Here is a 26,444-nt window from a genome sequence, read left to right as displayed (position 1 = left end):
CCGGCCGCGGGGGTCTACCCCCGGGCCGCCGGGACCGGTACGCCCATGATCTCGCGGGCGTGCCGGCCCGGCACCATGCCGAGCAGCCAGGCCTGCCAGCCGTCGTCCAGCGACACCCCGCGATCCAGTACCAGGGCGTACGCCTCCGCGCAGTCGGAGAGACCGGTGTCGCGGCCCGGGTGCCCCGCGCGGATCAGCTGGGAGAGTTCCTCCGCCGCGACGGCGGCCCCCACCTCCGAGCCGCCGGGCGAGGCGTACGGCAGCAGCGTGCAGCGCAGGAACGCGGCCCAGTCGCCGCCCCTCCTGTCGTCGTACGACGCGAACAGCGCCGCCGCCTCGTCGCACAGCTGGAGCGCCTGGCCCGCACGGTCGTTGCCCGCGTCGATCAGGGCCAGCTCCAGGCAGGTCCACGCCTCGCCGTGCGCCACACCGATCCGGCGGAAGTCGGCCCGAGCGTCGACCAGCAGCTGGCGGGCGAAACCGCTGTTGCGGAGGTTGCCCGTCTGCGCCGCGCGCTGGTCACGCGTGACCCGCCCCGCGTGGTGCCTGGCACAGGCGAGCCCGTACACGTCACGCATCCGCGAGAACATCGTCCGGGCCCGCTCCAGCTCCCGTACCGCCTGATCGCGGTCGCCGCACTCCTCCAGGGCCTGGCCCAGGTAGTAGAGCGTCCACGCCTCGCCCCGAGCGTCCTCGTTGTCCCGGTGGCGGGAGAGCGCCTGGCGCAGCTGGTCCACCGCGGCCGGGGCTTCACCGTCGACCAGCCTGGCCCGTGCCAGCTGGGTCATCGCCCAGGCCTCGCCCCGGCCGTCCCTGGTCCGCCCGTACGCGTCGAGGGCCGTCCGCAGCTCCTCGTCGGCCCGGACCACGTCGCCCAGCCGCAGACACAGCTGGCCCAGCTGGAAGTGCGTCCACGCCTCACCGTGCAGCGAGTCGCTCTCCTGGTGCAGGGTGAGCGCCGTCGAGAGCAGCGTCAGCGCCTCCGGCAGATGCGCCAGATCACGCTCCACCGCCGCCAGCGCATGCAGCGACCAGGCACGGTCCGCAGCGAGCTCCGGCGCCGCCTGCAGGGCGATGGCCTCCCGCAGCCGCGCCGCCGCCTCCGTCAGATTGCCCTGGTGGTGCAGGGTGATGCCGAGTGAACAGAGCGCCAGCGCCTCACCGGCCTCCTGCTGCGCCTCGTGGTAGAGGTCCACGACCGAGGTGAGGGTCGTACGCGCCTTGTCCAGCTCACCGAGCTGACGGGCCGCGATCCCGGTACGCCACTGCACCGACCTGGCGAGCAGCCCCTTGCCCACGGCCTGCGTCAGCTCACTGATCTCGCCCAGCCGGTAGAGATCCCCGCGCAGCAGGCAGTAGTCGCAGAGCGCACCCAGCAGATGCAGCACCACGTCCTGATCGACGCCGTCGGCCTGGCGCAGCGCCGAAGTGATGAAGCTGGACTCCTCGTCGAGCCAGCGCAGCGCCGCGTCCAGTGAAGTGAAGCCGTGCGGTCCGAACTGCCCTGCCCGGGTGGAGAGTTTGCCGTCCACCAGCCGGATCACCGCGTCCGCGAGTTCCGCGTAACTCTGGATCAGCCGCTCCTGCGCCGCCGTGCGCTCCTGCGGCTCCTCCTCGTCCTCCAGCCTCGCCTGCGCGAACGTCCGCACCGCGTCGTGCAGCCGGTAACGGCTGCCGCGCACATGGTCGATGAGGCCCGCCCGCGAGAGCAGGGTCAGCAGCCGCCTGGCCTCCTGGTCGTCGGCGCCCAGCAGAGCCGCGGCCGCCGCCGCCCCCAGGCTGGCGCGTCCGGCCAGCGCGAGCCGCCGCAGCAGCCGCCGGCCCTGCTCGGGCTGGTCGCTGTAGCGCAGCGTCAGCGCGCGCTGTACCGGGGTGAGCTGTCCGTAGGTGCCGAGGTGCGCGGCGAGCTCACGCGTCGACCGGGGACCGAGCGAGGATCCGGCCACCCGCAGGGCCAGCGGCAGCCCGCCGCACAACTCGGCCACCAGGTCGGTGGATTCGGCGTCGTAGGGACTCTCCGACTCCTCCGCCGTCTCCCGGAGCAGCTCCTCCGAACCGGCCGCGTCCAGGGCCTCGACGGGCAGCTGGTGCACCCACGCCGGGATGTCCGAAGGCAGTCCGACCGGGGCCCCCGACGTCACCAGGACCAGGCTGTCCGAGCCTTCCGGCACGAGCGCGCGCACCTGCTCGGGGTCCGACGCGTCATCCAGTACGACGGTGACGGCAAGGTCCGTCAGATGCTGGTGGTACAGCTCGCCCAACCGCTTCAACTGCTGTTCGGGCGAGGAGCGATCGCGGAAGAGCAGCTGCTCGCGCGGCGCGCCGAGCCGGTTCAGGAGGTGGAGCAGTGCGTCCCTCGTCGAAAGCGGCGGCTCGTCCCGGGTCGCACCGCGCAGATCGACCACGCACGCCCCGCGGAACTGGTCCTTGAGCTGGTGCGCCGCGCGTACGGCGAGGGTGGTGCGCCCCGAGGCGGGGGCGCCGTGGAGCACCACGACCGTCGGCCGGGTCTCGGTGGAGGCGCGGGCCGCGTGCACCCACCGGGCGATCTGCGCCATCTCCTGCCTGCGTCCCGCGAACGGGCCGTCCGGCTCCGGCAGGTGACTGAACGACTGGTCGAGCGTGGACCGCCTGCGTGCGGCCGCGCTCTTGTCGGTGCCCCGCAGCTGCGGCGGCACCGAACTCTTCGTCTTCTTCTGCGGCACGGCGAGCATCCGCTGCTGGTCCAGGTACGGGCGGATGCCCCGTACCTCCAGCGCCGTGAGCCACTGGAGGCGCAGCTGCTCGGTCCCGCCCGGCTGCCCCTGGGCCCCGGCCCTGCGGTGGGCGGCGGGCCAGTGCGCCGCGGTCACTCTGGCCACGGTGGCGGCGGCCCCGGCGACGGCGACGACCGCGCCCGAACCGATTGCGGTCCCTGCGCCGGTGCCGAGCGCCAGGTCCGCACCGCACGCGGCCACCGCCGCAACCACGGTGACCAGCGCGGGCGTTGCCAGCGAAGCGCGGTTGAAGTGCGCGGAGAGCGGATGCTGTTCGGCCTGCGCCGCGTCCAGGGCGCGGGTGTACGCGGCGTACTCGTCCGCGGCGCTCACGGCCAGCGAATCGAGCGCACCGCGCCCACGTGCCAGCAGCGTCCCCGCGTCGGCCCGGCCGCCCGCCCGCCGCACCTCTTCCTCCACGGCGCGCACCAACAGCCGCTCTGCTTCAGCCCGATGGCCGTCCCGCATCTGCATTCCCCCTCCGGGATATTCCGTTCGGAAGGCAAGTGTCCTGCGCGGGGCGGCTGAGCGCGAGGGAGCCTGGCCGGGAGGATCCACCTCGGGGAACGGACCCACGAAGGATCCGGCGGCCCGGCCGGGGGATGACTCTGCGGGAGGCTGCTGACCGCATGGGCATCACCGAGGGGAGTGCATCACCGGAGGGCGGGCCTCGCAAACGAAATGATCTTCCAGCGCGTCAGACGGCTCCCAGGCCGACGGTGACGGGGAAGGGCGCGGCGGCCTTGATCACGCCGGTGAACACCTCGCCGTCCCGGTAGGCCTTGGTGGCGGGGTCGAGAACGTAGGTGTAGACGAGCGGGACACCGGTTGCGGCCTGCTCGATCCGCCAGTAGAACTGGATCCCGGCCTTGGCGTACTGGTCCACCTTCACGATCCGGTCGGTGGTTTCCGAACCCGGCGACACGACCTCGACGACCAGGAGTACATGTTCGGGGCGGGTGGGCGTGAGGTCGATGGTCTCAGCCCGGTAGACGACGACGTCCGGACGGCGGTTGGTGAGCGGAACGTCCTGCAGGCGGACGTCGAAGTCCGTGTCGGCGTTCCAGTCCGGGCCCGCGGCGGTGTCCAGGGCATTGGCCAGGATCCGGGCCAGCCGGTTGTGCCGCTTGGACGCGCTCGGGCTCACGACGACCATCCCGTCCACGATCTCAATGCCGGCACACTGCTCATCGGACCAGGAGTCGTACTGCTCCGCGCTGATCTGCGTATGCATCCACGCGGGCGCCACCATCTCGGCGGTCACGGTGTACCTCCTTCGAGGAGCCTCGACAGTCCAGCGCTGTCGGTCTCAGCCTACTGTCCTGCGATGCCGGGACCGCTTCGCAAGAGCGCGACGGCTTCCCTTCTCCTCGTTCTTTTTCTCTGTTCCGGAGCACCGGTGACGCAGGGCGCCGGGACACCTTCTCCGGGCGGAGCTCGGCCTGACTGTGCCGTCAGGAGCGGCATGAGAGGGTGATTGCCGTGAACCGTTTGGCTGGCACGACCTCGCCCTATCTGCTTCAGCACGCCGACAATCCGGTCGACTGGTGGCCCTGGTCGGCCGAGGCCTTCGAGGAGGCGCGCAGGCGTGGGGTGCCGGTGCTGCTCAGCGTGGGGTACTCGTCCTGCCACTGGTGTCACGTCATGGCCCACGAGTCCTTCGAGGACGAGCCGACCGCCGCCTACCTCAATGAGCACTTCGTCCCGGTCAAGGTCGACCGGGAGGAGCGTCCGGACATCGACGCCGTCTACATGGAGGCCGTCCAGGCCGCCACCGGCCAGGGCGGCTGGCCGATGACCGTGTTCCTCGACTCCGAGGCCCGGCCCTTCTACTTCGGTACGTACTTCCCGCCCGAGCCCCGGCACGGCATGCCCTCCTTCCAGCAGGTGCTCGAAGGGGTCACCGGTGCGTGGACCGACCGGCGCGGTGAGGTGGACGAGGTCGCCGCCAAGGTGGTGGAGGATCTGGCGGGCCGCTCCCTCGCTCACGATGCGGCCGGCCCGCCCGGTGCGGACGACCTCGCGCGTGCGCTGCTGGCGCTGACCCGCGAGTACGACGCCAAGAACGCCGGATTCGGTGGCGCACCCAAGTTCCCGCCGTCCATGGCCGTCGAGTTCCTGCTGCGCCACCACGCCCGTACCGGCTCCGACGGCGCCCTCCAGATGGCGGCCGACACCTGCGGGGCGATGGCGCGCGGCGGGATGTACGACCAGCTCGGCGGCGGGTTCGCCCGGTACTCAGTCGACCGGGAGTGGCGGGTGCCCCACTTCGAGAAAATGCTCTACGACAACGCTCTCCTCTGCCGGGTGTACACGCACCTCTGGCGGGCCACCGGATCGGATCTGTCGCGCCGGGTGGCCCTGGAGACCGCCGACTTCATCGCCGGTGAACTGCGCACCCCCGAGGGTGGGTTCGCCTCCGCGCTGGACGCCGACAGTGAGGACGCGGACGGGCGGCACGTCGAGGGTGCCTACTACGTGTGGACCCCGGCCCAGCTGCGCGAGGCGCTGGGCGAGCAGGACGGTGAGCGGGCCGCTCTGCTGTACGGGGTCACCGATGAGGGGACGTTCGAGGAGGGCTCCTCCGTCCTTCAGCTGCCGGGCGACGACGTCCCCGCCGAGCTGCGTGAGCGGCTGCTCGCCGCGCGGGGTCTGCGGCCCGCGCCCGGCCGGGACGACAAGGTCGTCGCGGCGTGGAACGGCCTGGCCGTCGCCGCACTCGCCGAGGCCGGCGCCTGCTTCGACCGGCCCGACCTGGTCGAGCGGGCCACCGAGGCCGCCGATCTCCTGGTGCGGCTGCACATGGACGACGGCGCCCGGCTCTCCCGTACGTCCAGGGACGGCCGGGTCGGGGCCAACTCCGGTGTCCTGGAGGACTACGCCGATGTCGCCGAAGGGTTCCTCGCACTGGCCGGGGTCACCGGCGAAGGGGTCTGGCTGGAGTTCGCCGGGTTCCTGCTCGATCTCGTACTCGACCAGTTCACCGGCGATGACGGCACGCTCTACGACACCGCGCACGACGCCGAGCCGCTGATCCGCCGCCCCCAGGACCCGACGGACACCGCGACCCCCTCGGGCTGGACCGCCGCCGCCGGGGCGCTGCTCTCGTACGCCGCGCACACCGGCTCCGAGGCCCACCGCACCGCCGCCGAACGGGCGCTCGGTGTGGTGAAGGCGCTCGGCCCGCGTGCGCCGCGCTTCATCGGCTGGGGGCTCGCGGTGGCCGAGGCCGCCCTCGACGGGCCGCGCGAGGTGGCTGTCGTGGGGCCCGCCGGTGATCCGGGGACGTCGGCCCTGCACCGCGCCGCTCTGCTGGCCACGGCGCCGGGTGCGGTGGTCGCGGTGGGGGAGAGCGGCAGTGACGAGTTCCCGCTGCTGCGGGACCGGCCGCTGATCGACGGGCGCGCCGCCGCGTACGTCTGCCGGAATTTCACGTGCAGCGCGCCGACCCCCGATCCGGCGGTGCTGGCCGAGCAGCTGGGCGGGGTGCAGGAGGACGCGTAGTGCAGCGGTGGCCGGGACCCGTTCCGAAGAGGAACAGGTCCCGGCCACCGCCTTGTGCGCTGCGGGCCGTCAGTAGGCGATCAGTGAGATCGCGACGTACTGCGTGATGAACGCGGCCAGGGTCAGTGAGTGGAAAACCTCGTGGAAACCGAACCAGCGCGGTGACGGGTTGGGGCGCTTCAGTGCGTAGATCACGCCGCCCGCGCTGTAGAGGAGCCCGCCGGCGATGACGCAGACGAGTACGGCCACACCGCCTGCCCGCATGAAGTCGGGCAGGAAGAAGACGGCGGCCCACCCCATCGCGATGTAGCAGGGCGTGTACAGCCAGCGCGGCGCACCGACCCAGAAGACGCGGAAGGCGATCCCGGCGAGTGCGGCTCCCCAGACCGCCCAGAGCAGCGGGGTCGCGGTCGAACTGGGGAGCAGGAGCAGCGTGAGCGGTGTGTAGGTGCCCGCGATGATCAGGAAGATGTTCGCGTGGTCGAGTCTGCGGAGTACGGCCTCGCCCGTGCGGCCCCAGGTGCCGCGGTGGTACACCGCGCTCACCCCGAAGAGCATGCAGGCCGTGAGGATGTAGATCGCGCAGGCGACGCGGGCGCGGGTGGAGTCGGCGAGGGCCACGAGCGCGAGCCCCGCGACGATGACGGCGGGGAACATTCCGGCGTGCAGCCAGCCGCGCAGTCGCGGTTTCACCGCCTGCGGGATGAGCGCGGTCGCTCCGGGAGCGGCGGAAGTCATATGTCGATGCTACCTACGTATCCGTAGGTTCCCGGGCGCCAGGTGCGCCGGCCGGGAGAACCGCGTTCCGAGTGGCGACGCTCACGTGAGAGACCCTCTGGACAGATGGGCGGAAGACGCGGATCATCAGATGAGTGCGAGCGGCACCGGATGAGCGGCTACGAAGCATCCGGGTCGTAGCCCCCAAGGGGCAAAACAACCCTCATCTCCTCAAATACGTGCATTGGAGCAATCGTGGCGCGCGACATCGCGGCTCCCGCTGTCCTTCCGACCGAGCACCAGGAACTGATCTCGTGGGTGAACGGGATCGCTGAGCTGACGCAACCGGACAGTGTGGTCTGGTGTGACGGATCCGAAGCCGAGTACGAGCGCCTGTGCGGTGAGCTCGTGGCCAAGGGGACCTTCACGAAACTCGACCCGGTCAAGCGCCCGAACTCCTACTACGCCGCCTCCGACCCGTCGGACGTCGCGCGCGTCGAGGACCGCACGTTCATCTGCTCCGCCAAGGAGGAGGACGCGGGTCCGACGAACCGCTGGAAGGCCCCTGCGGAGATGCGTGAGATCTTCACGGGCGCCGGCGGTGAGGGTGGTGTCTTCCGCGGCTCGATGCGCGGCCGCACGATGTACGTCGTGCCGTTCTGCATGGGCCCGGTCGGCTCGCCGCTCTCCGCGATCGGTGTGGAGATCACCGACTCCGCGTACGTCGCCGTCTCGATGCGCACGATGACGCGCATGGGCCAGGAGGTCCTGGACGAGCTCGGCTCCGACGGCTTCTTCGTGAAGGCCGTCCACACGCTGGGCGCCCCGCTCGCCGCAGGCGAGGCCGACGTCCCGTGGCCGTGCAACTCCACCAAGTACATCTCGCACTTCCCCGAGGACCGGGAGATCTGGTCGTACGGCTCCGGGTACGGCGGCAACGCCCTGCTCGGCAAGAAGTGCTACGCGCTGCGCATCGCGTCGGTGATGGCGCGGGACGAGGGCTGGCTGGCCGAGCACATGCTCGTACTGAAGCTGACCCCGCCGCGCGGTGAGTCCAAGTACGTCGCGGCCGCGTTCCCCTCGGCCTGCGGCAAGACCAACCTGGCGATGCTGGAGCCGACGATCTCCGGCTGGACCGTCGAGACCATCGGCGACGACATCGCCTGGATGCGCTTCGGCGAGGACGGTCAGCTGTACGCGATCAACCCGGAGGCCGGCTTCTTCGGGGTCGCGCCCGGCACGGGTGAGCGGACCAACGCCAACGCCATGAAGACGCTGTGGGGCAACTCGGTCTTCACCAACGTCGCGCTGACCGACGACGGCGACGTCTGGTGGGAGGGCATGACCGAGGAGACGCCCGCGCACCTCACGGACTGGAAGGGCAACGACTGGACGCCCGAGTCCGGCACGCCCGCCGCGCACCCCAACGCCCGCTTCACCACTCCGGCCGGGCAGTGCCCGATCATCGCGCCCGAGTGGGAGGACCCCAAGGGCGTGCCGATCTCGGCGATCCTCTTCGGCGGCCGCCGGGCGACGGCGGTGCCGCTGGTCACCGAGTCCTTCGACTGGAACCACGGCGTCTTCCTCGGTGCGAACGTCGCGTCCGAGAAGACGGCCGCCGCCGAGGGCAAGGTCGGCGAGCTGCGCCGCGACCCGTTCGCCATGCTGCCGTTCTGCGGGTACAACATGGGCGACTACATGGGTCACTGGGTCAAGGTCGGTGCCGACAAGGACCCGGCGAAGCTGCCGAAGATCTACTACGTCAACTGGTTCCGCAAGAACGACGCGGGCAAGTTCGTCTGGCCCGGATTCGGCGAGAACAGCCGCGTCCTGAAGTGGATCGTCGAGCGCCTCGAAGGTACGGGCGAGGGCGTCGAGACCCCCATCGGTGTGCTGCCCGCCAAGGGCGCCCTGGACACCAAGGGCCTGGACGTCTCGGAGGCCGACATGGACTTCCTGCTCACGGTCGACAAGGAGGTCTGGCGCGAGGAGGCGGCGCTGGTCCCCGAGCACCTGAACACCTTCGGCGACCACGCGCCGAAGGAGCTGTGGGACGAGTACCGGTCGCTGGTGAAGCGCCTGGGCTGACGCCCGGCTCCGTCCCTGGACCGCGCCACCCTGAACCACGCGGCGGGTTCACCCGACATCCGCCCTGACCTGTGGGGTCATCCCGGCCCGCCGCGTACGGCCCGGCCCCGGAAGCCAGATCTGGCTTCCGGGGCCGGGCCTTTTGCCGTTATGAAAGCCCGGCAGGGGCCGGGCTCCCGCCGGTTTCCCGATCGCCGCTGTGCGGCGCGTCGCAGGCGGCGTGGGCACGGCCGGTGTCCGTGCGGTGCCGCTCGGCCCAGTCCACCAGCCCGGAGAGCGACTCGTGGAGCCCAAGAGCCATGTCCGTGCAGGCGTACCTCGCGTTCATCGCCGTGGGCCTGCTCATGCTCGCGGGACATCAACGGCCTTGATCCCGGCCGCCGTTACGCGAGGGCCACGGGAGGTTGATGGCACCCGGTCCGCGCGCCTCCACGGCCCGCGAACCGGGGCCGTTCAGTGGGCGCAGGCGAGGTGCCGTGCTGCCAGGTGGGCGTCCATCCGCTCCGCCGAGAGGATCGCCGCCGCGGTGTCCGCGCGGGAGGCCGCAACCAGGAGGGCGCGGCCCGCCAGGTGGTGGGCCCGCTCGTGCAGGTCGGCCGGGGCGGCGTTGCTGAGGCCCGCGTGCCGGGTCGGCGGGGTGCCGCGCAACCGGGCGACCTGCTCCGCGATGCGGTCGCCCTCGGCCGCCAGGCCGAGCTCGTCCGTCACGGCGAGGAGCGCCGCCAGGTGACCCGCGAGCTGGATGTCCAGCTCCTCGGCGCGAGTGCGCCGGGGGTAGCCGCCCTCCGCGGACTCATCGGCCACCGTGTGCACCGACTTGGTGCGGATCGGTTCGTACATGGGATGGCCTCCTCCTCGCGGGCAGGACTCCATCCTAGCGTCCTAACTTAGATTCTGTCTAAACTTGAGCCAGGTCGTGACTCAAGTCGTGACGCTCACCGCTGGGAGTATCCGTCCAGGAAGCTCCCGATCCGCGTCACCGCGTCCTCCAGCTCCTTCGCCGTGGGCAGCGTCACGATGCGGAAGTGGTCCGGCTCCGGCCAGTTGAACCCGGTGCCGTGCACCACCATGATCTTCTCGGCGCGCAGCAGGTCGAGGACCATCTGCCGGTCGTCCTTCACCTTGTAGACCTTCGGGTCCAGGCGCGGGAAGAGATACAGCGCCCCCTTGGGCTTGACGCAGGTCACGCCCGGGATCTGCGTCAGCAGGTCGTACGCCGTGTCGCGCTGCTCCAGGATGCGTCCCCCCGGCAGTACCAGGTCCTCGATCGACTGCCGGCCGCCGAGCGCCGTGGCCACCGCGTGCTGCGAGGGCATATTGGCGCAGAGCCGCATGTTCGCCAGGATCGTCAGGCCCTCGATGTACGAGGAGGCGTGTGCCTTCGGGCCGCACACCGCCATCCAGCCGGAGCGGAACCCGGCCACCCGGTAGTTCTTGGACAGGCCGTTGAACGTCAGGACCATCAGATCGGGGGCGATGGCCGCCGTCGGTGTGTGCGTGGCGCCGTCGTACAGGATCCGGTCGTAGATCTCGTCCGAGCAGACGATCAGGGAGTGGCGGCGTGCGATGTCCGCGATGCCGCGCAGCATCTCGTCGTCGTACACCGCACCCGTCGGGTTGTTCGGGTTGATGACGACGATCGCCTTGGTGCGGTCGGTGACCTTCCGCTCGATGTCGGCGAGGTCCGGCATCCAGTCGGACTGCTCGTCGCAGCGGTAGTGCACGGCCGTGCCGCCCGCCAGCGAGACCGAAGCGGTCCACAGCGGGTAGTCCGGGGCGGGTACCAGCACCTCGTCACCGTCGTCGAGCAGCGCCTGCATCGACATCTGGATCAGCTCGGACACGCCGTTGCCGAGGTAGATGTCCTCGACGCCCAGCTCGATGCCCTTGGTCTGGTAGTGCTGCATCACCGCGCGCCGGGCTGAAAGCAGCCCCTTGGCATCGCCGTACCCGTGTGCGTCACCGAGGTTGCGGAGCATGTCCTCGAGGATCTCGGGGGGGCACTCGAAACCGAACGCGGCCGGGTTGCCGGTGTTGAGCTTGAGGATGCGGTGACCTGCTGCTTCCAGCCGCATTGCCTCGTCGAGCACCGGGCCCCGGATCTCGTAACAGACGTTGGCGAGCTTCGTTGACTGGATCACCTGCATGTCCGCAACCTTACGGTGACGTAACGCCGACGGCCTGGTGTTTTCCCCCACAGGAGGGAGCGGCCCGCCCTGCGGGGGTTCAGGGCGGACCGCGGTCGGTGGGGCGGGGTCAGTCCCGCCGGGGGGTGCGCCGGACGGAGCGGCCCGCGAGCACATCCGTGCGCCTGCCGTCCTCGATCACGAAACGGCCGTCGATCAGGACGTGCGGGATACCGGTGGGCAGGGTGCGCGGGTCCTCGAAGGTGGAGCCGGCCGCGACCGTCTCCGGATCGAAGAGAACCAGGTCGGCGCGGTAACCCTCACGGACGAGACCGCGGTCCGGCAGCCGCAGCCGGGCCGCCGGGCGCGAGGTGAGGTGTGCCACGCACTCCTCCAGCGACAGCACACCCAGTTCCCGTACGTACCGGCCCAGATACTGCGGGAAGGTGCCGTACGCCCGCGGGTGCGGCTTGGTGCCCTGGAGGATCCCGTCGCTGCCGGAGGTGTGCACCCGGTGGCGCATGATCTGCCGGACGTTGTCCTCGTGCCCGACGTGCTGGAGGATCGTCGAACCGAGCCCGTCCTCGATCAGCAGCCGCCGCGCGGTCACCCATGGCTCCTCGCCGCGCTCGCGCGCACTCGCCGCGACCGTGCGGCCGACATAACCGTCGAGAGCGGGGTCGGACACTCCGGAGATCTCGATGGCGTCCCACTCGATGGGCACGCCGTGGCACCCGTCGGCGCCCTCGACCTCCATGACCTGGCGGATCTTCCGGGCCGTCTCCTCGTCCCGCAGCCGCTCCATGATCGCGTCGGGTCCGCCCTCGCTCGCCCAGCTGGGGAGCATGGCGACGAGCGTCGTACAGCCCGGCGTGTACGGGTAGGTGTCGAGCGAGATGTCCGCACCGTCGTCCAGTGCCCTGTCGAGGAGGGCCAGCAGCTCGGGTGCCTTCCCCTTGTTCACGCCGAAGTTCATGGTGGCGTGGGCGAGATGGAGCGCGCAGCCCGCCGCCCGGGTGAGGCCGACCATCTCCTGGTACGCCTGGAGCGCGCCCGCGCCGTAACTGCGGTGGTGCGGGCAGTAGTAGCCGCCGTAGGAGGCCACCACCCGGCACAGCTCGGTGAGTTCCGCGTCGTCCGCGTACATGCCCGGGGTGTAGGTGAGCCCGGACGACATGCCGACGGCGCCCTGCTCCATCCCCTCGGCCACCAGCTGCTTCATCCGCTCGGTCTCGGCCGGGGTGGCGGGCCGGTCGTCCCAGCCCATCGCGTACATCCGCAGGGTGCCCTGCGGGATCAGGTACGCCGCGTTCACCGCGATGCCCCGGTCGAGCCGGTCCAGATAGCCGCCGACGGTGCGCCAGTCGAAGTCGATGTCCGAACCGTCGCCGTTCCAGCCGGTGATGGCGCGGCGGACCTCGGCCAGTGTGCGGTCGTCGACCGGTGCGTACGACAGGCCGTCCTGCCCGAGCACTTCGAGCGTCACGCCCTGCGCGGCCTTCGCCTCGTGACCGGGGTCGCGCAGCAGCGCCAGGTCGGAGTGGGCGTGCATGTCGATGAAGCCGGGGGACAGGGCGAGGCCGCCCGCCTCCACCACCCTTGGCGCACTGGGCCGTTGACCGGCCCCCTCGCGGACGATGGACGTGATGCGGCCGCCTTCGACGGCGACGTCGGCGCGGTACGAGGCCCCGCCGGTCCCGTCCACGACCCGGACGTCGCGGATGACGAGATCCATGACTGTGCTCCCTTGCACTGTTCCCTCTGCTGCCTGGTCCCCGCTCGGTGGCCGCTGGCGGACCGCCGCTCAGGAGTACGTCAGAAGTACGTACGTCAGAAATAGGTGCGGATGTAGTCCGTCACCGTGCCGTCCGCCTCGACGAGCGGGATCAGCTGCCACTTGTCGAACGAGGTGCACGGGTGCGAGAGCCCGAGCCCCACCCAGTCGCCGACATCCAGGCGCGCCTCATCGGTGGTGCGCAGCCAGCCGTGCTGGTCGGAGAGGCCGGTGCAGGTGATGCCGGTGGCGTCGCGGACCTCGCCGGTGCGCGCGTCGCGGACGGCCTGCGCCTGCGGCAGGTCGATGTCGTACGCCGCGTCCCGCTTGCCCGCGTTGACGAACGCCTGCTCCGCGGTGGGCCGCGAGACGACCTGCGCCCAGAGCCGGAAGGCCGGCTGGAGCGCGCCCTCGGACGGCACCCGGTTGAAGGGCGTCAGGTGCTTGTAGTGGCCGTCGTCGTGCGAGATGTAGGCGCCGGAGCGCAGCAGCTTCAGTACAGGAGCGGAGAGCGCCGGAACATCGGCGAAGACATCGGCCACCGCGTCGAACCAGGCGCTGCCGCCCGCACTCACCACGATCTCGTCGAGCCCGGCGAAGCGGCCCTCCCGGTCGAAGTCGGCGGCCAGTGTGACGAGCCGGCGCAGCCAGGCGCGCACCCTCTCGCCGTCGGCGTCGGGCACCTCGCCCTCGTATCCGGCGACGCCCACCAGCCGCAGCGTCCCGGTCGCGGCCACCGCGTCGGCGACGGCCGCGCACTCGGACGGGGTCCGCACGCCGGTCCGGGCGCCGTCGCCCGCGCCCAGCTCGACCACCACGTCGACGGGGCGGGCGCAGCCGCGCAGCGCCTCGTCCATCAGCTCGACACCGCGCACCGAGTCGACGTAGCAGAGGAAGCGGAAGGCGGGGTCGGCGGCGAGTTCGGCGGCGATCCACTGCAGCGCGGGCGCGTCCACGATCTCGTTGGCGACGAAGATCCGCTGCACCCCGAAGGCGCGGGCGACCCGGACCTGGTGCGGCACGGCGAGGGTGATGCCCCACGCGCCGTGCTCGGCCTGCCGGTCGAAGAGCTGCGGGGCCATCGACGTCTTGCCGTGCGGGGCGAAGGCGAGGCCGTGCCGTGTGGAGTACGTCTCCATGAGGGCGAGGTTGTGCTCGACGGACTCGGCCGAGAGCGCGAGTACGGGGGTGGTGAAACCGCCGGTGAAGAGGTTCCGGCGCTCGGCCGCCAGGGCGGCGACCGTCTGGCCCTCGGCGCCGGGCGGCAGGCCCTTGAAGCGGTGGTCGACCACTTCCGCGCCGACGGTTTCCCGTGCGTCCGCCGTACCCCTTGTGCCTGCCGCGCCCGCCATGGAACCTCCCAGAGAGTTCGCGTTGCATCATGTGCAACGCTCATTGCGCATATCGCTCACCGCTGTCTAACATCCGAGCCATCGCCGGGTCAACGAAGCCCCCGGCCGCCCACCACCGAGGAGCGAGACCGATCGTGACCGCCCAGCACACCCCAGTGCCCCCTGTGGACGTCGTCTGTCTCGGCGAGTCCATGGTCACGTTCCTGCCCTCCCGGCCCGGCCGCCTCGCCGACGTCCCCTCCTTCCACCGGGGCATCGGCGGCGCCGAGTCCAACGTGGCGTGCGCGCTGGCCGCCGCAGGACACTCCGCGCGCTGGATCAGCCGGGTCGGCGCCGACGGCTTCGGCGACCACCTGACCGGGGCCGTCGCGGCGTACGGGGTCGACACATCGGCCGTCCAGCGCGACCCGCGCCGGCCCACCGGTGTCTACTTCCGCACCGCCGACGACCGTGACGCCGATCACCATGAGGTCGTCTACTACCGGGCCGGCTCCGCCGCGAGCGCGATGGCGCCCGGCGTGCTGGACCGCTCGGTCCTGTGGTCCGGGAAGGTGCTCCACCTCTCCGGGATCACGGCTGCCCTCTCACCCGGCTGCCTGGCCCTGATGCGTGAGCTGACCGCCCACGCGCCGGGCCGCCCGCTGGTCTCCTTCGACGTGAACTTCCGCCCCGGACTGTGGAGCGACGCCGAAGGGGCGGGCCCGCGGGTGCTGCTTGAGCTGGCGCGCGGGGCTGACGTGGTCTTCGTCGGCGAGGACGAGGCGGAAGCGGCCTGGGGCGTCCACGGCGCGGCCGCCATCCGGGCCGCGCTGCCGGAGCCGGCCGTGCTGGTCGTGAAGCGGGGCTCCGCCGGGGCCACGGTCTTCGCCGGCCCCGAAGGCTCAGCCGGCGCCGTCACCACCGTCCCGGCCCTGCGCGTCGACGTCGTCGCGCCGGTGGGCGCGGGTGATGCCTTCGCCGCCGGTTTCCTCTCCGGCACCCTGCGCGGCCTCCCGGTCCGCGACCGCGCCCGGCACGGCCACCTGATGGCCGCGGCCGCCCTCACCGTCCACGGGGATCTGGCCGACCCGCCGTCGCGGGATCTGGCCGACCGCCTCGCGGCTCTCGACGACACCGACTGGGGCACACTTCGGATCGGCCCCGGCTGGACCGAGACCGTGTCCGACGTGACCGGCGCCGACGAGGAGGTACGTACGCCATGAGTCAGACCGTGGACCGCGCTCTGTCCATCCTGCCGCTGCTCGCCAGGGGCCCCGCCGACCTCGGCCAGGTCTCGGAGAGCCTCGGCGTCCACAAGTCGACCGCGCTGCGGCTGCTGCGTACCCTCCACGAGCACGGGCTCGTCTACCGCCAGCAGGACCAGCGCTACCGCCTGGGTACCCGGCTCTTCGCGCTCGCCCAGGAGGCCGTCGAGAACCTCGACGTCCGGGAGATCGCCCACCCCCATCTGGCCAGGCTCAACGAGGAGTGCGGGCACACCGTGCACCTCGCGGTGTACGAGGAGAACGAGGTCCTCTACATCGACAAGGTCGAGAGCCGCTACCCGGTCCGGATGTACTCCCGGATCGGCAGGCCGGTCGCTATCACCGTGGCGGCCGTCGCCAAACTGCTGCTCGCCGACCTGTCCGAGCCGGAGCGGCGCACCGTCGCCGAGCGGCTCGACTACCCCACCTACACGGCCCGTTCGACACCGAACGCCGGCGCCTTCCTCAAGGAGCTGGCCACGGTGCGCGAACAGGGCTGGGCCACCGACCTCGGTGGCCACGAGGAGTCCATCAACTGCGTCGGAGCCCCCATCCGGGGCGTGGACGGCCGTGTTGTCGCCGCCATGTCGATGTCGGCGCCCAATGTGGTCGTGACCGCAGAGGAACTCCTCACCCTGCTCCCGCTGGTGCGCCGCACGGCCGACGCCATCAGCGGCGAGTACGCGGGCACCGCGCCGCAGGCGAAGTCCGTCCCCCCGCACCACCCCCCGAAGGAAGCAAGGGCATGACCGAGAAGACCGCTCTCACCCCCGCAACCCACACCACGCCGCCCGCGAAGTTCTCGCACGGCGTCCGCAAGGGCAACATCCTCCAGGTCGCCGGCCAGGTCGGCTTCCTGCCGGCCGTCGAGGGCCAGGCGCCCACCCCGGCGGGCCCGACCCTGCGCGAGCAGACCCTCCAGACCTTCGCCAACGTCAAGGCGATCCTGGAGGAGGGCGGGGCGACCTGGGACGACGTGATGATGATGCGCGTCTACCTCACGGACGTCGCGCACTTCGCCGAGCTGAACGAGATCTACAACGCGTACTTCGAGGAGCAGGGCCTCACCCAGCCCGCCTCGGCCCGTACGACGGTCTACGTCGGCCTGCCGCCCGGCCTGCTCATCGAGATCGACGCGCTCGCCGTACTCGGCTGAGACCGCCGTACCGCACCACGGCACGGCGCCCCTCCCCCTCCCGGGGCGCCGTGCCGCGCTCCACCCTGCCCCGCCGCACCCCCGGGTGCCGATGTCCCCCTGCCCTGAAGTCCCCGAGGTAACAACGGAGTTCCCCCATGTACTTCGCCGCTGAGACACCCGCAGCGCCACCCCACACCGGCGGTCTCCTCGCCATCGTCGGGGGTACCACCGGTCTGCTGACCGTCGCCGTCCTGGGCATCGCCCTCCTGCTCTTCCTGATCATCAAGGTCAGGCTGCAACCGTTCGTCGCCCTGCTCGGCGTCTCCATAGCCGTCGGCCTCGGTGCCGGTCTCTCGGTCACCGAACTCTTCGGCACGGTCCAGAAGTCGTCGTCCGTCTCGATGATCGAGTCGGGCATGGGCGGCATCCTCGGGCACATCGCGATCATCATCGGCCTGGGCACGATGCTCGGATCGATCCTCGAGGTCTCGGGCGGCGCCGAGGTGCTGAGCTCCCGGCTGCTGAACCTCTTCGGCGAGAAGCGCGCCCCGCTCGCGATGGGGCTCACCGGCCTCATCTTCGGCATCCCGGTCTTCTTCGACGTCGGCATCTTCGTCCTCGCGCCGATCGTCTACGCGGCCGCCAAGCGGTCCGGCAAGTCCATCATCCTGTACGCGATGCCGCTGCTCGCGGGTCTCTCGATGACCCACGCGTTCCTGCCGCCGCACCCGGGCCCGGTCGCCGCCGCAGCGCTCTTCCACGTCTCGCTCGGCTGGATCATCGTGATCGGCGCGGCCTGCGGCATCCCCGCCGTGCTGGCCGCCTGGGTGTACGCCGCGTGGATCGGCAAGCGCCTGTTCGTGCCGGTGCCGCAGGACATGGTCGAGGCCGCCGAGGAGGCCAAGGCGGCGGTCACCGCCGAACAGCAGGCGCAGGGCGTCAAGCCGCAGGAGAAGCCGGTCCCGCTGGGCACGGTCCTCGCGATCATCGGGACCCCGCTGGTCCTCATCCTGCTGGCGACCTTCTCCTCCATCGCGCTGGACCCCTCGACACTCCGCTCGGTCCTGGAGTTCTTCGGGCACCCCTTCGTCGCCCTGACGATCGCGCTCTTCCTCTCGTACTACCTGCTGGGCATCCGGCGCGGCTGGTCGCGCAAGTCCCTGGAGGCAGTCTCGACCGCCTCGCTCAAGCCGGTCGGCAACATCCTGCTGGTGGTGGGCGCCGGCGGTATCTTCGGCGCGGTCCTCAGCGGCAGCGGCATCGCGGGTGCGCTGGCCAAGACCTTCAACGACGTGGGTCTGCCGGTCATCGTGCTCGCGTACCTGATATCGCTGGTGCTGCGGGTGGCCCAGGGCAGCGCGACCGTGGCGATCGTGACCACGGCGGGCATCGTCCTGCCGCTGGTCGACGGCCAGCACCTGTCGCAGCCCCACCTCGCGCTGATCATCATGGCCATCTCGGCCGGTTCGATCTTCGCGTCGCATGTGAACGACGGCGGCTTCTGGATGGTCTCCAAGTACTTCGGCATCTCGGAACGGGACACGCTGAAGTCCTGGACGGTGCTGGAATCCGTCCTGTCGGTCGCGGGCTTCGTGGTCGCGGCGCTGCTCAGCCTGGTGATCTAGAGGCTGAGGTCTCCGAAGACCGGGGGGCGGGGCCTCGTGCCCCGCCCCCCGGTCGAGGTGTGTACGGAGTGACACCGGGCGCCCCGGATGCGGCGCGGCAGCGGCCGACCGCAGACGGATCACACGGTGACGCGCTTGCCGGACATGAACTCCGCGAGGCCCGAGACGGGGAGGACGCGGACGCTCTGTTCCGCCTGGGGCAGGGCATCCCGGTAAGCCACGAGGCCGTGTACGTCCGAGGTCACGACCACACTGCTGACATGGCGGGCGGCGATGACCATGGCGAGGGCGTCCACCGCGCCGGGGCGTTTCCCGGCGGGGATGGCGGCGAGCGCGAGCAGCTGCCCGGCGCGCTTCGCGTCGCTGCAGGGTTCAGGGCTCTGCCGATGGCCATGCACGCCGCGGCCGCCCCTACGCCATCTGGCGCCGCACCAGCTCGTGCAGCGGACCGTCCGCGTCCGCGAGGAGCCGGTCGGGCGGGCCCTGCTGGACGATGCGGCCGTCCGCCATCACGACGACCCGGTCCGCGTCCATGACCGTCGACAGGCGGTGCGCGATGACGATCCGGGTCGCGTTCAGCGCGCGGGTGCTGTCGATGACGGTGCGCTGGGTCTCGTTGTCGAGCGCGCTCGTGGCCTCGTCGAGGAAGAGGATGCGAGGACGCCGGATCAGCGCTTGCGCGATCATGAGGCGCTGGCGCTGCCCGCCCGAGATCGCGCCGCCCCCGGCGATCATCGTGTGCAGGCCCATCGGCATCCGCTTGATGTCCTCGGCGAGACCCGCCATCGCCGCCGCCTCCCACGCCTCCTCCTGGGTGAACACCTCGGCGCCGCAGATGCAGTCCAGGACCGACCCGGTCAGCGGCTGCGCGTTCTGCAGCACGACCCCGCACTGCCGGCGCACCGCCGCCCGGTCGAGCGCCGTGAGGTCCTGGCCGTCGTACAGGACATCGCCCGCGACGGGCGGGTCGAAGCCGATGAGCAGACGCAGGAGCGTCGACTTGCCGCAGCCGCTCGGACCGACGACCGCCACGAACTCGCCCGGCCGGACGGACAGCGACACGTCGTCGAGGACGAGCGGGCCGTCGTCCGTGTACCGGAAGGACACCCCGCGCGCCTCGATCTCCCCGGACAGCGCGCCAGGCTGGGTGCTGGCGGCGCGTACCTCGGGCGCCTCGTCGAGGACCGGCTTGATCTGCTCGAACATCGGGAGCACCGCTGCCGCCGAGAGCGCCGCACCCGTGAGCTGCGTGACCGAGGTGAGCAGCATCGTCACCGCGGTGCTGAACGTGAGGAAGTCGCCCGCCGACATGCTGCCCCGCGCCGGACCCGCGAGCAGCATGAACATCACCAGGGAACACAGCGGCAGATAGACGGAGTTGAGTACCGTGGTCAGGTTCTTGATCCGTCCCGCGCGCCGCTGGAGCTCCCGGCTGCGCGCGAACTCCCCGGCCCACGCCGCGTATGCGAAGCTCTCCGCCCCCGCGACGCGCAGTTTCGGCAGCCCGCGCAGCGTCTGGAACGCCTGGTTGTTGAGCTTGTTGCCGAGCACCACGAGGCGCCGTTGCCACCGCAGTTCCCACAGCCCGAGGGTGAGGAAGACGGCCGCGATCACCACCAGCATGCCGAGGGCGGCCAGGGCGAGGGGCACGCTGTAGCAGAGCAGCAGGACGAGGTTCATCGCGCCGACCGTGCCGGCCTGCACCACCAGCGGGCCCACGCCCGAAAGGAGCCTGCGGATCGAGCTGATGCCCATCGCCGCACTGGCCAGCTCGCCCGTGGAGCGCGAGGCGAAGAAGCGCGTCGGCAGCCGCAGCAGCCGGTCCCACACAGCCGGTTGCAGCGCGCCCTCGATCCGGCCCTCCATCCGCAGGACCGTCAGGTTCTGCAACAGCATGAAAGCCGCGGACACGATGCTCGTCACCATCACCGCGAGGGACACCTGGACGATCAGGTCCGACTCGGCGTTCGGCACGTACTCGCCGAGCACCCGCCCGGTCGCGACCGGTACCAGGGCGCCGATCGCGACCGTCACCAGTCCCGCGCCCAGCAGGTTCCGTACGTCGCCGCGGGTGCCGCGCGCACTGAACCGCAGCAGCCGCAGCGGGCCCAGCGGCCGGTCGGGCAGTGGCCGGTACAGCATCACGGCCCGCGGTTCGAAGTCGCCCGTGTTGTGGTGGGCCTCGTCGATCCGGGTGCGCCGTCCGCTGGTGGGATGCACGGCCTCGTACCGCCCGCGCCGCCACAGGAGCGCGACCGGTGCGCCGGACGCGGCCCGGTACCCCACCAGGGGGCCCGCGTTCTCGCGCCACCAGCGGCCGTCGAGACGGACGGCGCGGCTGCGGACCCGCGAGGCCACCGCGATCCGCTCCACCGGGTCGGTCCGTTCGCTCACCACGCCGCTCCGCGCCGGTTCCGTCAGCGCGATCCCGGCCGCGTCGGCGACCAGCTTGCACGCGGCGTACGTCGCGTCGTCACCGCCTCCGGAGGCCGTGCGCCGTGAACTTCCCCTGCCCTGGCGGCCGATGGAGGCGACGAGTGTCCGGTCGGCGTTCTCGCGGACGGTCTCGCCCGCCTTGATACCAGCTGCCGTCCGCGTCTCGTGCGCGCTCTCCAGACGCTCGATCCAACGGTCGAGTGCCGAGAGCAGCCGGAACTGCTGGTTGACCATGCGCTGCCACATCGACCCGTCGACCAGCAGGTCGCCGGCGGCGTCCGCGCTGTACGACGCCCCGTACTGGACGCTGCCCGGCATGACGGGCAGCCACAGGATGTCGTCGTCGCCCACGGGATCGCCGCCGGCGGTCCTGCCGTCGAGCGGAGCCTCGAACAGCACCCGCTGGCTGCGGCCCACGCCCAGGGCGAAAGCGTGCTCCAGGAGGCTCAGGGCCGAGTCCTGGGTGTCGTACTGGCTGAGGTACTGCTGGTCGTACGTCCACGGGCCGCCGCCGTGGCCGGGGCCCTGCAGTTCCCGCAGCGCGATGCGGCGCAGCGCGCAGCCCCGCAGCGGCCGCCCCACCAGGGTGTGCTGGGGACCCTCGACCGGCCCGAGGAGCAGCGTCCCCGCCTCCAGCCGGCCCAGGAAGTGCCAGTGCCCCTGGGCGACGGCGTCCACCGCGAACAGGTCGAGTGCGCCCCCGGCGACGAACCAGAGGGCCTGGGGTCCCTCCAGCGACAGGCTGCGCAGCCCGGTGCAGTCCACCGGCACGCCGAGAGCGCCGAACGCGGCGGCCACCTGGTCGCCTGCGGCGTTCTCCTGATGTGTGTACGTCACGTCAGTGCTCCCTGACCAGGTCGGCGTACGGGCCTCCGGCGGCGGCCAGCTCCTCGTGGCGGCCGCGCTCCACGACCTGGCCGTGGTCGAGCACCACGATCTCGTCGCTGTCGCGGACCGTGCTGAGGCGGTGGGCGATCACCACACAGGCGCAGCCGCGGCGGCGCAGGTTGTCGATGATGACGTGCTCGGTCTCGGCGTCCAGGGCGCTGGTCACCTCGTCCAGCACGAGGACGCTCGGCCGCCGGACCAGGGCCCGCGCGATTTCGAGCCGCTGGCGCTGCCCGCCGGAGAAGTTCCGTCCGTCCTGCTCGACGCGGCCGTGGATGCCGCCCGGCCTGCGCGCCACGACGTCGTACAGCGCCGCGTCCTTGAGCGCGTCGGCGACCGCCTCGTCCGGGATCGAGGGGTCCCACAGGGCGACGTTGTCACGGACCGTGCCCTCGAAGAGGAACACGTCCTGGTCGACGAAGGACACGGACGCCGTGAGCGCGCCCCGCGGGATGTCGTCGAGACGCTGCCCGTCGATCCGGATCGTGCCCTCCCACGGGCTGTACAGACCGGAGATCAGCCGCGACACCGTCGACTTGCCGCTGCCCGATCCGCCCACGAGGGCGACCTGCTGCCCCGGCCCGACGGAGAGTGAGAAACCGGTCAGGAGCGGCTTGTCGAGCGGGCTGTAGCCGAACGTGACGTCGTCCAGCGTGACATGGCCCTTCAGGCGGCGCGTGCCCGCGGCCGCCCCTGAGGGGGCGTCGCCTGAGCGGGAGTACAGGGGATCCGCCGGGAAGTTCTCGACGTCCTTCAGCCGCGTCACGTCAGCCGCGAAGTCCTGGATACGGCCCGCGACGCCGTTGAGCCGGGTGATCGGCGCCGTGAAGCGGACCACGAGCGCCTGGAACGCCACGAGGAGCCCCACCGACAGATGGCCCTCGACCGCGCGCAGCCCGCCGATCCACAGGATCAGCGCGCTGTTCAGCGTCGCCAGGGTCGGCGCCACGATGCCAAGCCACGCGCTCGGCACCCCCAGGCGCTGCTGCTCCTCCAGCGTGGCGGCGTGCTGCCCGGCCCAGCGCCGGAAGTAGCCGTTCTCGGCGCCCGTCGCCTTCATCGTCTCGATCAGCTGAAGGCCCGTGTACGAGGTGTTGGTGAGCCGGGCCGTGTCCGCGCGCAGCTTCTGCGTACGGGTGGCGCGCAGCCGGATCACGATCCGCATCGCGACGACGTTGCCGAGCGCGATGCCCACGCCGACGAGCGTCAGCTGCGGGTCGTACGTCCACAGCAGCGCCGCGTACAGCAGCACCACCACCCCGTCGACCCCGGCCGCTGTCAGGTCGCGGGCGAGCGTCTCGGCGACCGCGTCGTTCGACTGGAGGCGCTGCACCAGGTCGGCCGGGCTGCGCTGCGCGAAGAACGTGACGGGGAGCCGCAGCAGATGGCCCAGGAAGCGCGCGCTGCTGAGCGTCGACGAGATGATGCGCCCGCGCAGCAGGTTCGCCTGCTGAAGCCAGGTGAGCACGGCGGTGAGCCCCACCATGGTGGCCATCGAGGCGAACAGCGCGCCGAGCAGCGAGGTCCGGCCGCCGATCAGGAACATGTCGATGTACGTGCGGCTGAGCGCGGGCAGCGCCGCGCCGGTGGCGACCAGGAGCAGGCTGGCGAGAAGGGCGGCGAGCATCGTGCCCGTGGTGCCGCGCAGGCGCGCGGGCAGCGCCCGCAGGACCCCCGGCCTGCGGCCGCCCCCGCGGAAGTCACCGCCCGGTTCGAGGACGAGGACGACGCCGGTGAAACTGGTGTCGAAGTCCTCGGCGGGCACGAACCTGCGGCCCTTGTCCGGGTCGTTGATGTGCACACCGCGCCGCCCGAAGCGCCGGCCCATGCCGTCGTAGACGACGTAGTGGTTGAACTCCCAGAAGAGGATCGCGGGCGCTTCGACCTCGGAGAGGGCGGCCGGCTCCATCTGCATGCCCCGGGCGGTCAGACCGTAACGCCGCGCGGCCTTCAGGAGGTTGCTGGCGCGCGAGCCGTCGCGCGAGACGCCGCAGGCGATGCGGAGCTCTTCGAGGGGGACGTGGCGGCCGTGGTGGGCGAGGACCATGGCCAGGGCCGCGGCGCCGCACTCGACGGCCTCCATCTGGAGGACGGTGGGGGTCCGGACCGTCCGGTGACGGCGCTTCGGTCCCGGCGCGGGGCGTGCCCTGCGGCGGCCGTGGCCGGCCGGCGGCAGCTTCTGGTGGGCGGCGGGGGATGGACTCACGGAAGCAGCCAATCGATCGGGCGCTGCCCGGCGAGATGCACGGCGCCGGATGCCGGGGTCATGGAGTCGAGTGCGTACGGCGGGCCGCTCGCGGACGACCATGCGTAACCCGACTTCGTGGAGGCCGACTTGACCAGCCTCACGAGGACCGCGACCGTCGGGCCGTCCTTCGTGAACTGCCCGGCCAGCGCGTTGTCGCCGAGGAAGCGGGCTATCTGCTGCCGGGTCTGCGCACCGCGGCCCACCGCCTGTACGCGGCCCCGCAGCAGCCCGTACTGCTGGGCCGGCGCCGACTGGACGGTGAGATCGACGTCCGCGCCGACCGGCACGGTCCCCGCGCTGTCCGCCGGGACGTACACCATGGCGAGCAGGGGGTCCCCGGCGCTGCCGGTCTTCTCCACGGCGGCCACATCGGCGCCGGTGGTCACGACGGCGCCGGTCCCGGCTTCGAGTGCGGTGACCCGGCCCGCGTCGATGGTGCGGACGAGCCGGTCGCCCCGCGCCGTGCGGACCCTGAGGACCGGCGCACCGGCGGCCAGGCGCTGCCCTTCCTTGGCGAGTACACCCGTGACCTGGCCGGTGACGGGGCTCTGGAGGACGTAACTGCCCTGCCCGTGCGTCAGGATGCCGGGTGCGCGCAGCGTCGACGACACCGACCCGGTCACCGCCCACACGGACGCGGCGGCCATCACGACGACCGTCACGACCAGGGCGAGCAGCCCCTGCGGCCTGGCGAGACGCACGGGAAGGTCGAGTTCCTCGGGCGACTGCAGCTTGGACAGGGCCTGTTGGCGGAACTGCACGGCGTTCTTCCCTTACGTTGCGGACCCGGCCCGAGTGCAGGCCCGGGAGCGCCGTCGGGCCCCGGAACCGGGGGAAAGGTTCCGGGGCCCGTGCGGAGCCGTGGCTCAGGCGCCGGCGGTGAGGCCGGTGACAGCGCCGGTGACGGCGCCGGTGTTGACACCGGTCAGGCCCTCGACCGTGCCGGTGACGCCGGCGACGAGGCCGGAGACCGGGGCGATGGAGTCGACCGTGCCGGTCACGTTGCTGGCGAGGCCGCCGACGAGGCCGCCGGAGACGTTGTCGAGGTCGGCGTCGGAGATTTCGAGGGTCTGGACCTGGGGAGTGGTGTTCATGATGTGAGCGGGCCCTTCTTATTGGTAATGCGAGCGGGCGGGAATCAGTGGTGCGACTCCCGCGGTGCGGAGGATCAAAGCACGGCGGCGCCACGCACATCCACTCGGAAGGTGCCCGGTCAGGGGCTGTGCGGACACGTAATCGCGGCTGAGTGCAGGTCTCGTCACCGGGCCGGGACACTGCCTTCACGGGATCCACAGTTCTGCATTGCGTGGGGTGCTGTGAATTTCAGCAAAATGGACACTCCCGCATTGTTGGACCAGGCCAATTCTGTGGATTGTGCGCGTTCCCGGAACGCGGTGACGGGACTGCGTATTCGCTGTGCAGGTTCACCGGAGGCGCTCGCCGGGCGGGCCCGGATGCGGCACGGAATCCGGGGCGCCCTACCGTGCGGACCCCACATGCGCTAACAATGCGCATGTCAAACCGGAAGAACTTCGGTCACAGAGGGGACCCCCCACATGAAGAAGCCTCTCGTCGGCGCACTGCTCGCCCTGTTCCTCATGGGCGCCGCAGCGACACCCGCGGTGGCGGCCACAAGCCGTCCCACGGTCAAAGCGGCCGGCTTCGCGGGCACGGTGGCGCTGAGCAACTGCTCCGGCTCCGTCGTCCGTACGCCGGACTCCCAGCCGGACGACCCCGCGCTGGTGCTCTCGAACGGCCACTGCCTGGAGACCGGCTTCCCGGCCGCCGGTGAGGTCATCACCGACCAGCCATCCAGCCGTACCTTCTCGCTCCTCAACGCCGCGGGCAGCTCGGTCGCCACGCTCAAGGCGAGCAAGGTGGCGTACGCGACGATGACCGACACGGACATCTCGCTGTACGAACTCACCTCCACATACGCGCAGATCCAGAGCAAGTACGGCATCACGGCGCTTGAGCTCAACGCCTCCCACCCCACTGCGGGCACCGCGATCAGTGTGGTCTCGGGGTACTGGAAGAAGGTCTACAGCTGCAATGTGGACGGCTTCGTCTACCGCCTCAAGGAGGGCGACTGGACCTGGAAGGACTCACTCCGTTACACCTCCGCCTGCGACACCATCGGCGGCACATCGGGATCGCCGGTCGTGGACACGGCGACGGGCAAGGTCGTCGCCGTCAACAACACGGGCAATGAGGACGGCGAGCGCTGCACGGACAACAACCCGTGCGAGGTGGACGAGAACGGCAACGTGACCATCCACCAGGGCATCAACTACGCCGAGGAGACCTACGGGATCGTGCCCTGCATCGGCACCGGCAACAAGATCGACCTGAACCGCGCGGGCTGCGCACTGCCCAAGCCGTAACGCCCGGTCCGACCGGATCGGCCGGGAGTCTTCCTGACGGACTTGTTCCTGACGGAAGTGTGCGACGGCGTCCGCCGGGGGGGGGGGGGGGGGGGGGGGGGACCGGCGGGCGCCGTCGCGTGCCCGGTCATACTGGACGGTGAACCGAGAGCGGAGGGGGCCCG

General features: G+C 71.4%; 20 protein-coding genes. 7 read left to right on the top strand and 13 right to left on the bottom strand.

What is annotated here, in order from left to right; genetic code table 11:
* Positions 1-14 precede the first annotated feature (14 nt).
* Positions 15-3,224: a tetratricopeptide repeat protein gene (locus tag OG584_RS11950; RefSeq protein ID WP_405777784.1), complete on the bottom strand. Its 3,210-nt coding sequence runs from the start codon at positions 3,222-3,224 to the stop codon at positions 15-17.
* A 229-nt stretch (positions 3,225-3,453) separates the two neighbouring features.
* On the bottom strand, positions 3,454-4,020 hold the full coding sequence (locus OG584_RS11945) for a Uma2 family endonuclease (protein WP_405777782.1): 567 nt from the start codon (positions 4,018-4,020) through the stop codon (positions 3,454-3,456).
* A gap of 218 nt (positions 4,021-4,238) precedes the next feature.
* Between OG584_RS11945 and OG584_RS11940 the strand changes: the two genes are divergently transcribed.
* Positions 4,239-6,260 (top strand): thioredoxin domain-containing protein, encoded by a 2,022-nt coding sequence (locus OG584_RS11940; RefSeq protein WP_405777780.1) that lies wholly within the window; start codon positions 4,239-4,241, stop codon positions 6,258-6,260.
* A gap of 69 nt (positions 6,261-6,329) precedes the next feature.
* Here the strand turns inward: OG584_RS11940 and OG584_RS11935 are convergent, their stop codons facing one another.
* Positions 6,330-6,998, bottom strand: coding sequence for a hemolysin III family protein (locus OG584_RS11935; protein WP_405777778.1), 669 nt, complete (start codon positions 6,996-6,998; stop codon positions 6,330-6,332).
* 234 nt (positions 6,999-7,232) lie between these two features.
* Here OG584_RS11935 and OG584_RS11930 point away from each other — a divergent pair, with 234 nt between their 5' ends.
* Positions 7,233-9,065 (top strand): phosphoenolpyruvate carboxykinase (GTP), encoded by a 1,833-nt coding sequence (locus OG584_RS11930; RefSeq protein WP_405777776.1) that lies wholly within the window; start codon positions 7,233-7,235, stop codon positions 9,063-9,065.
* Positions 9,066-9,213: 148 nt separating this feature from the next.
* Here the strand turns inward: OG584_RS11930 and OG584_RS11925 are convergent, their stop codons facing one another.
* From OG584_RS11925 to OG584_RS11905, 5 genes are all read right to left on the bottom strand, one after another.
* Positions 9,214-9,411, bottom strand: a complete 198-nt coding sequence (locus tag OG584_RS11925; RefSeq protein ID WP_405777774.1) for a hypothetical protein — start codon at positions 9,409-9,411, stop codon at positions 9,214-9,216.
* 107 nt (positions 9,412-9,518) lie between these two features.
* The gene (locus tag OG584_RS11920; protein ID WP_405777772.1) at positions 9,519-9,905 is read right to left on the bottom strand and encodes a hypothetical protein; all 387 of its coding nucleotides are present in this window, start codon (positions 9,903-9,905) and stop codon (positions 9,519-9,521) included.
* 95 nt (positions 9,906-10,000) lie between these two features.
* Entirely contained in the window at positions 10,001-11,212 is a 1,212-nt protein-coding gene (locus OG584_RS11915; RefSeq protein ID WP_405777770.1) for a pyridoxal phosphate-dependent aminotransferase, read from the bottom strand.
* A 109-nt stretch (positions 11,213-11,321) separates the two neighbouring features.
* Positions 11,322-12,926: an amidohydrolase family protein gene (locus OG584_RS11910; protein WP_405777768.1), complete on the bottom strand. Its 1,605-nt coding sequence runs from the start codon at positions 12,924-12,926 to the stop codon at positions 11,322-11,324.
* Positions 12,927-13,021: 95 nt separating this feature from the next.
* Complete coding sequence (locus OG584_RS11905; RefSeq protein ID WP_405777766.1) at positions 13,022-14,317, bottom strand: amino acid deaminase; 1,296 nt, start codon at positions 14,315-14,317, stop codon at positions 13,022-13,024.
* 134 nt (positions 14,318-14,451) lie between these two features.
* Between OG584_RS11905 and OG584_RS11900 the strand changes: the two genes are divergently transcribed.
* The 4 genes from OG584_RS11900 (at position 14,452) to OG584_RS11885 (ending at position 18,324) form a co-directional block, all read left to right on the top strand.
* Positions 14,452-15,519 (top strand): sugar kinase, encoded by a 1,068-nt coding sequence (locus OG584_RS11900; RefSeq protein WP_405777764.1) that lies wholly within the window; start codon positions 14,452-14,454, stop codon positions 15,517-15,519.
* Positions 15,516-16,310: an IclR family transcriptional regulator gene (locus tag OG584_RS11895; protein WP_405777762.1), complete on the top strand. Its 795-nt coding sequence runs from the start codon at positions 15,516-15,518 to the stop codon at positions 16,308-16,310. The genes OG584_RS11900 and OG584_RS11895 overlap by 4 nt, the downstream gene beginning before the upstream one ends.
* Positions 16,307-16,717 carry a RidA family protein gene (locus tag OG584_RS11890; RefSeq protein ID WP_266853723.1) on the top strand — a complete coding sequence of 137 codons (411 nt, stop codon included), beginning with the start codon at positions 16,307-16,309 and terminating at the stop codon, positions 16,715-16,717. Before OG584_RS11895 ends, OG584_RS11890 begins: the two co-directional genes overlap by 4 nt.
* A 137-nt stretch (positions 16,718-16,854) precedes the next feature.
* Entirely contained in the window at positions 16,855-18,324 is a 1,470-nt protein-coding gene (locus OG584_RS11885; protein ID WP_328319341.1) for a gluconate:H+ symporter, read from the top strand.
* A 119-nt stretch (positions 18,325-18,443) separates the two neighbouring features.
* On the opposite strand, the gene OG584_RS11880 is transcribed toward OG584_RS11885, so the two are convergent.
* From OG584_RS11880 to OG584_RS11860, 5 genes are all read right to left on the bottom strand, one after another.
* Positions 18,444-18,722 (bottom strand): hypothetical protein, encoded by a 279-nt coding sequence (locus tag OG584_RS11880; RefSeq protein ID WP_405777760.1) that lies wholly within the window; start codon positions 18,720-18,722, stop codon positions 18,444-18,446.
* Positions 18,723-18,735: 13 nt separating this feature from the next.
* Complete coding sequence (locus OG584_RS11875; protein WP_405777758.1) at positions 18,736-21,597, bottom strand: NHLP bacteriocin export ABC transporter permease/ATPase subunit; 2,862 nt, start codon at positions 21,595-21,597, stop codon at positions 18,736-18,738.
* Between the two features lies 1 nt (position 21,598).
* Positions 21,599-23,854, bottom strand: coding sequence for an NHLP family bacteriocin export ABC transporter peptidase/permease/ATPase subunit (locus OG584_RS11870; RefSeq protein ID WP_405777756.1), 2,256 nt, complete (start codon positions 23,852-23,854; stop codon positions 21,599-21,601).
* Positions 23,851-24,657, bottom strand: a complete 807-nt coding sequence (locus OG584_RS11865) for an HlyD family efflux transporter periplasmic adaptor subunit (protein WP_405777754.1) — start codon at positions 24,655-24,657, stop codon at positions 23,851-23,853. Before OG584_RS11865 ends, OG584_RS11870 begins: the two co-directional genes overlap by 4 nt.
* 105 nt (positions 24,658-24,762) lie before the next feature.
* Positions 24,763-24,990 (bottom strand): type A2 lantipeptide, encoded by a 228-nt coding sequence (locus OG584_RS11860; protein WP_405777752.1) that lies wholly within the window; start codon positions 24,988-24,990, stop codon positions 24,763-24,765.
* A gap of 462 nt (positions 24,991-25,452) precedes the next feature.
* On the opposite strand from OG584_RS11860, the gene OG584_RS11855 reads away from it, so the two are divergent.
* The gene (locus OG584_RS11855; protein WP_405777750.1) at positions 25,453-26,280 is read left to right on the top strand and encodes a serine protease; all 828 of its coding nucleotides are present in this window, start codon (positions 25,453-25,455) and stop codon (positions 26,278-26,280) included.
* Positions 26,281-26,444: the final 164 nt, after the last annotated feature.

This window comes from Streptomyces sp. NBC_00859, from assembly GCF_045161865.1.
Taxonomy (GTDB): domain Bacteria; phylum Actinomycetota; class Actinomycetes; order Streptomycetales; family Streptomycetaceae; genus Streptomyces.
The sequence above is the reverse complement of the archived record's forward strand: the minus strand, read 5'-3'. Positions and strand labels throughout refer to the sequence as shown.

Coding starts and splice junctions, on each gene's coding strand:
- OG584_RS11950 (WP_405777784.1), bottom strand. CDS start 3,224: ATGCGGGACGGCCATCGGGCTGAAGCAGAGCGGCTGTTGGTGCGCGCC.
- OG584_RS11935 (WP_405777778.1), bottom strand. CDS start 6,998: ATGACTTCCGCCGCTCCCGGAGCGACCGCGCTCATCCCGCAGGCGGTG.
- OG584_RS11925 (WP_405777774.1), bottom strand. CDS start 9,411: ATGAGCAGGCCCACGGCGATGAACGCGAGGTACGCCTGCACGGACATG.
- OG584_RS11920 (WP_405777772.1), bottom strand. CDS start 9,905: ATGTACGAACCGATCCGCACCAAGTCGGTGCACACGGTGGCCGATGAG.
- OG584_RS11915 (WP_405777770.1), bottom strand. CDS start 11,212: ATGCAGGTGATCCAGTCAACGAAGCTCGCCAACGTCTGTTACGAGATC.
- OG584_RS11910 (WP_405777768.1), bottom strand. CDS start 12,926: ATGGATCTCGTCATCCGCGACGTCCGGGTCGTGGACGGGACCGGCGGG.
- OG584_RS11905 (WP_405777766.1), bottom strand. CDS start 14,317: ATGGCGGGCGCGGCAGGCACAAGGGGTACGGCGGACGCACGGGAAACC.
- OG584_RS11895 (WP_405777762.1), top strand. CDS start 15,516: ATGAGTCAGACCGTGGACCGCGCTCTGTCCATCCTGCCGCTGCTCGCC.
- OG584_RS11890 (WP_266853723.1), top strand. CDS start 16,307: ATGACCGAGAAGACCGCTCTCACCCCCGCAACCCACACCACGCCGCCC.
- OG584_RS11885 (WP_328319341.1), top strand. CDS start 16,855: ATGTACTTCGCCGCTGAGACACCCGCAGCGCCACCCCACACCGGCGGT.
- OG584_RS11860 (WP_405777752.1), bottom strand. CDS start 24,990: ATGAACACCACTCCCCAGGTCCAGACCCTCGAAATCTCCGACGCCGAC.
- OG584_RS11855 (WP_405777750.1), top strand. CDS start 25,453: ATGAAGAAGCCTCTCGTCGGCGCACTGCTCGCCCTGTTCCTCATGGGC.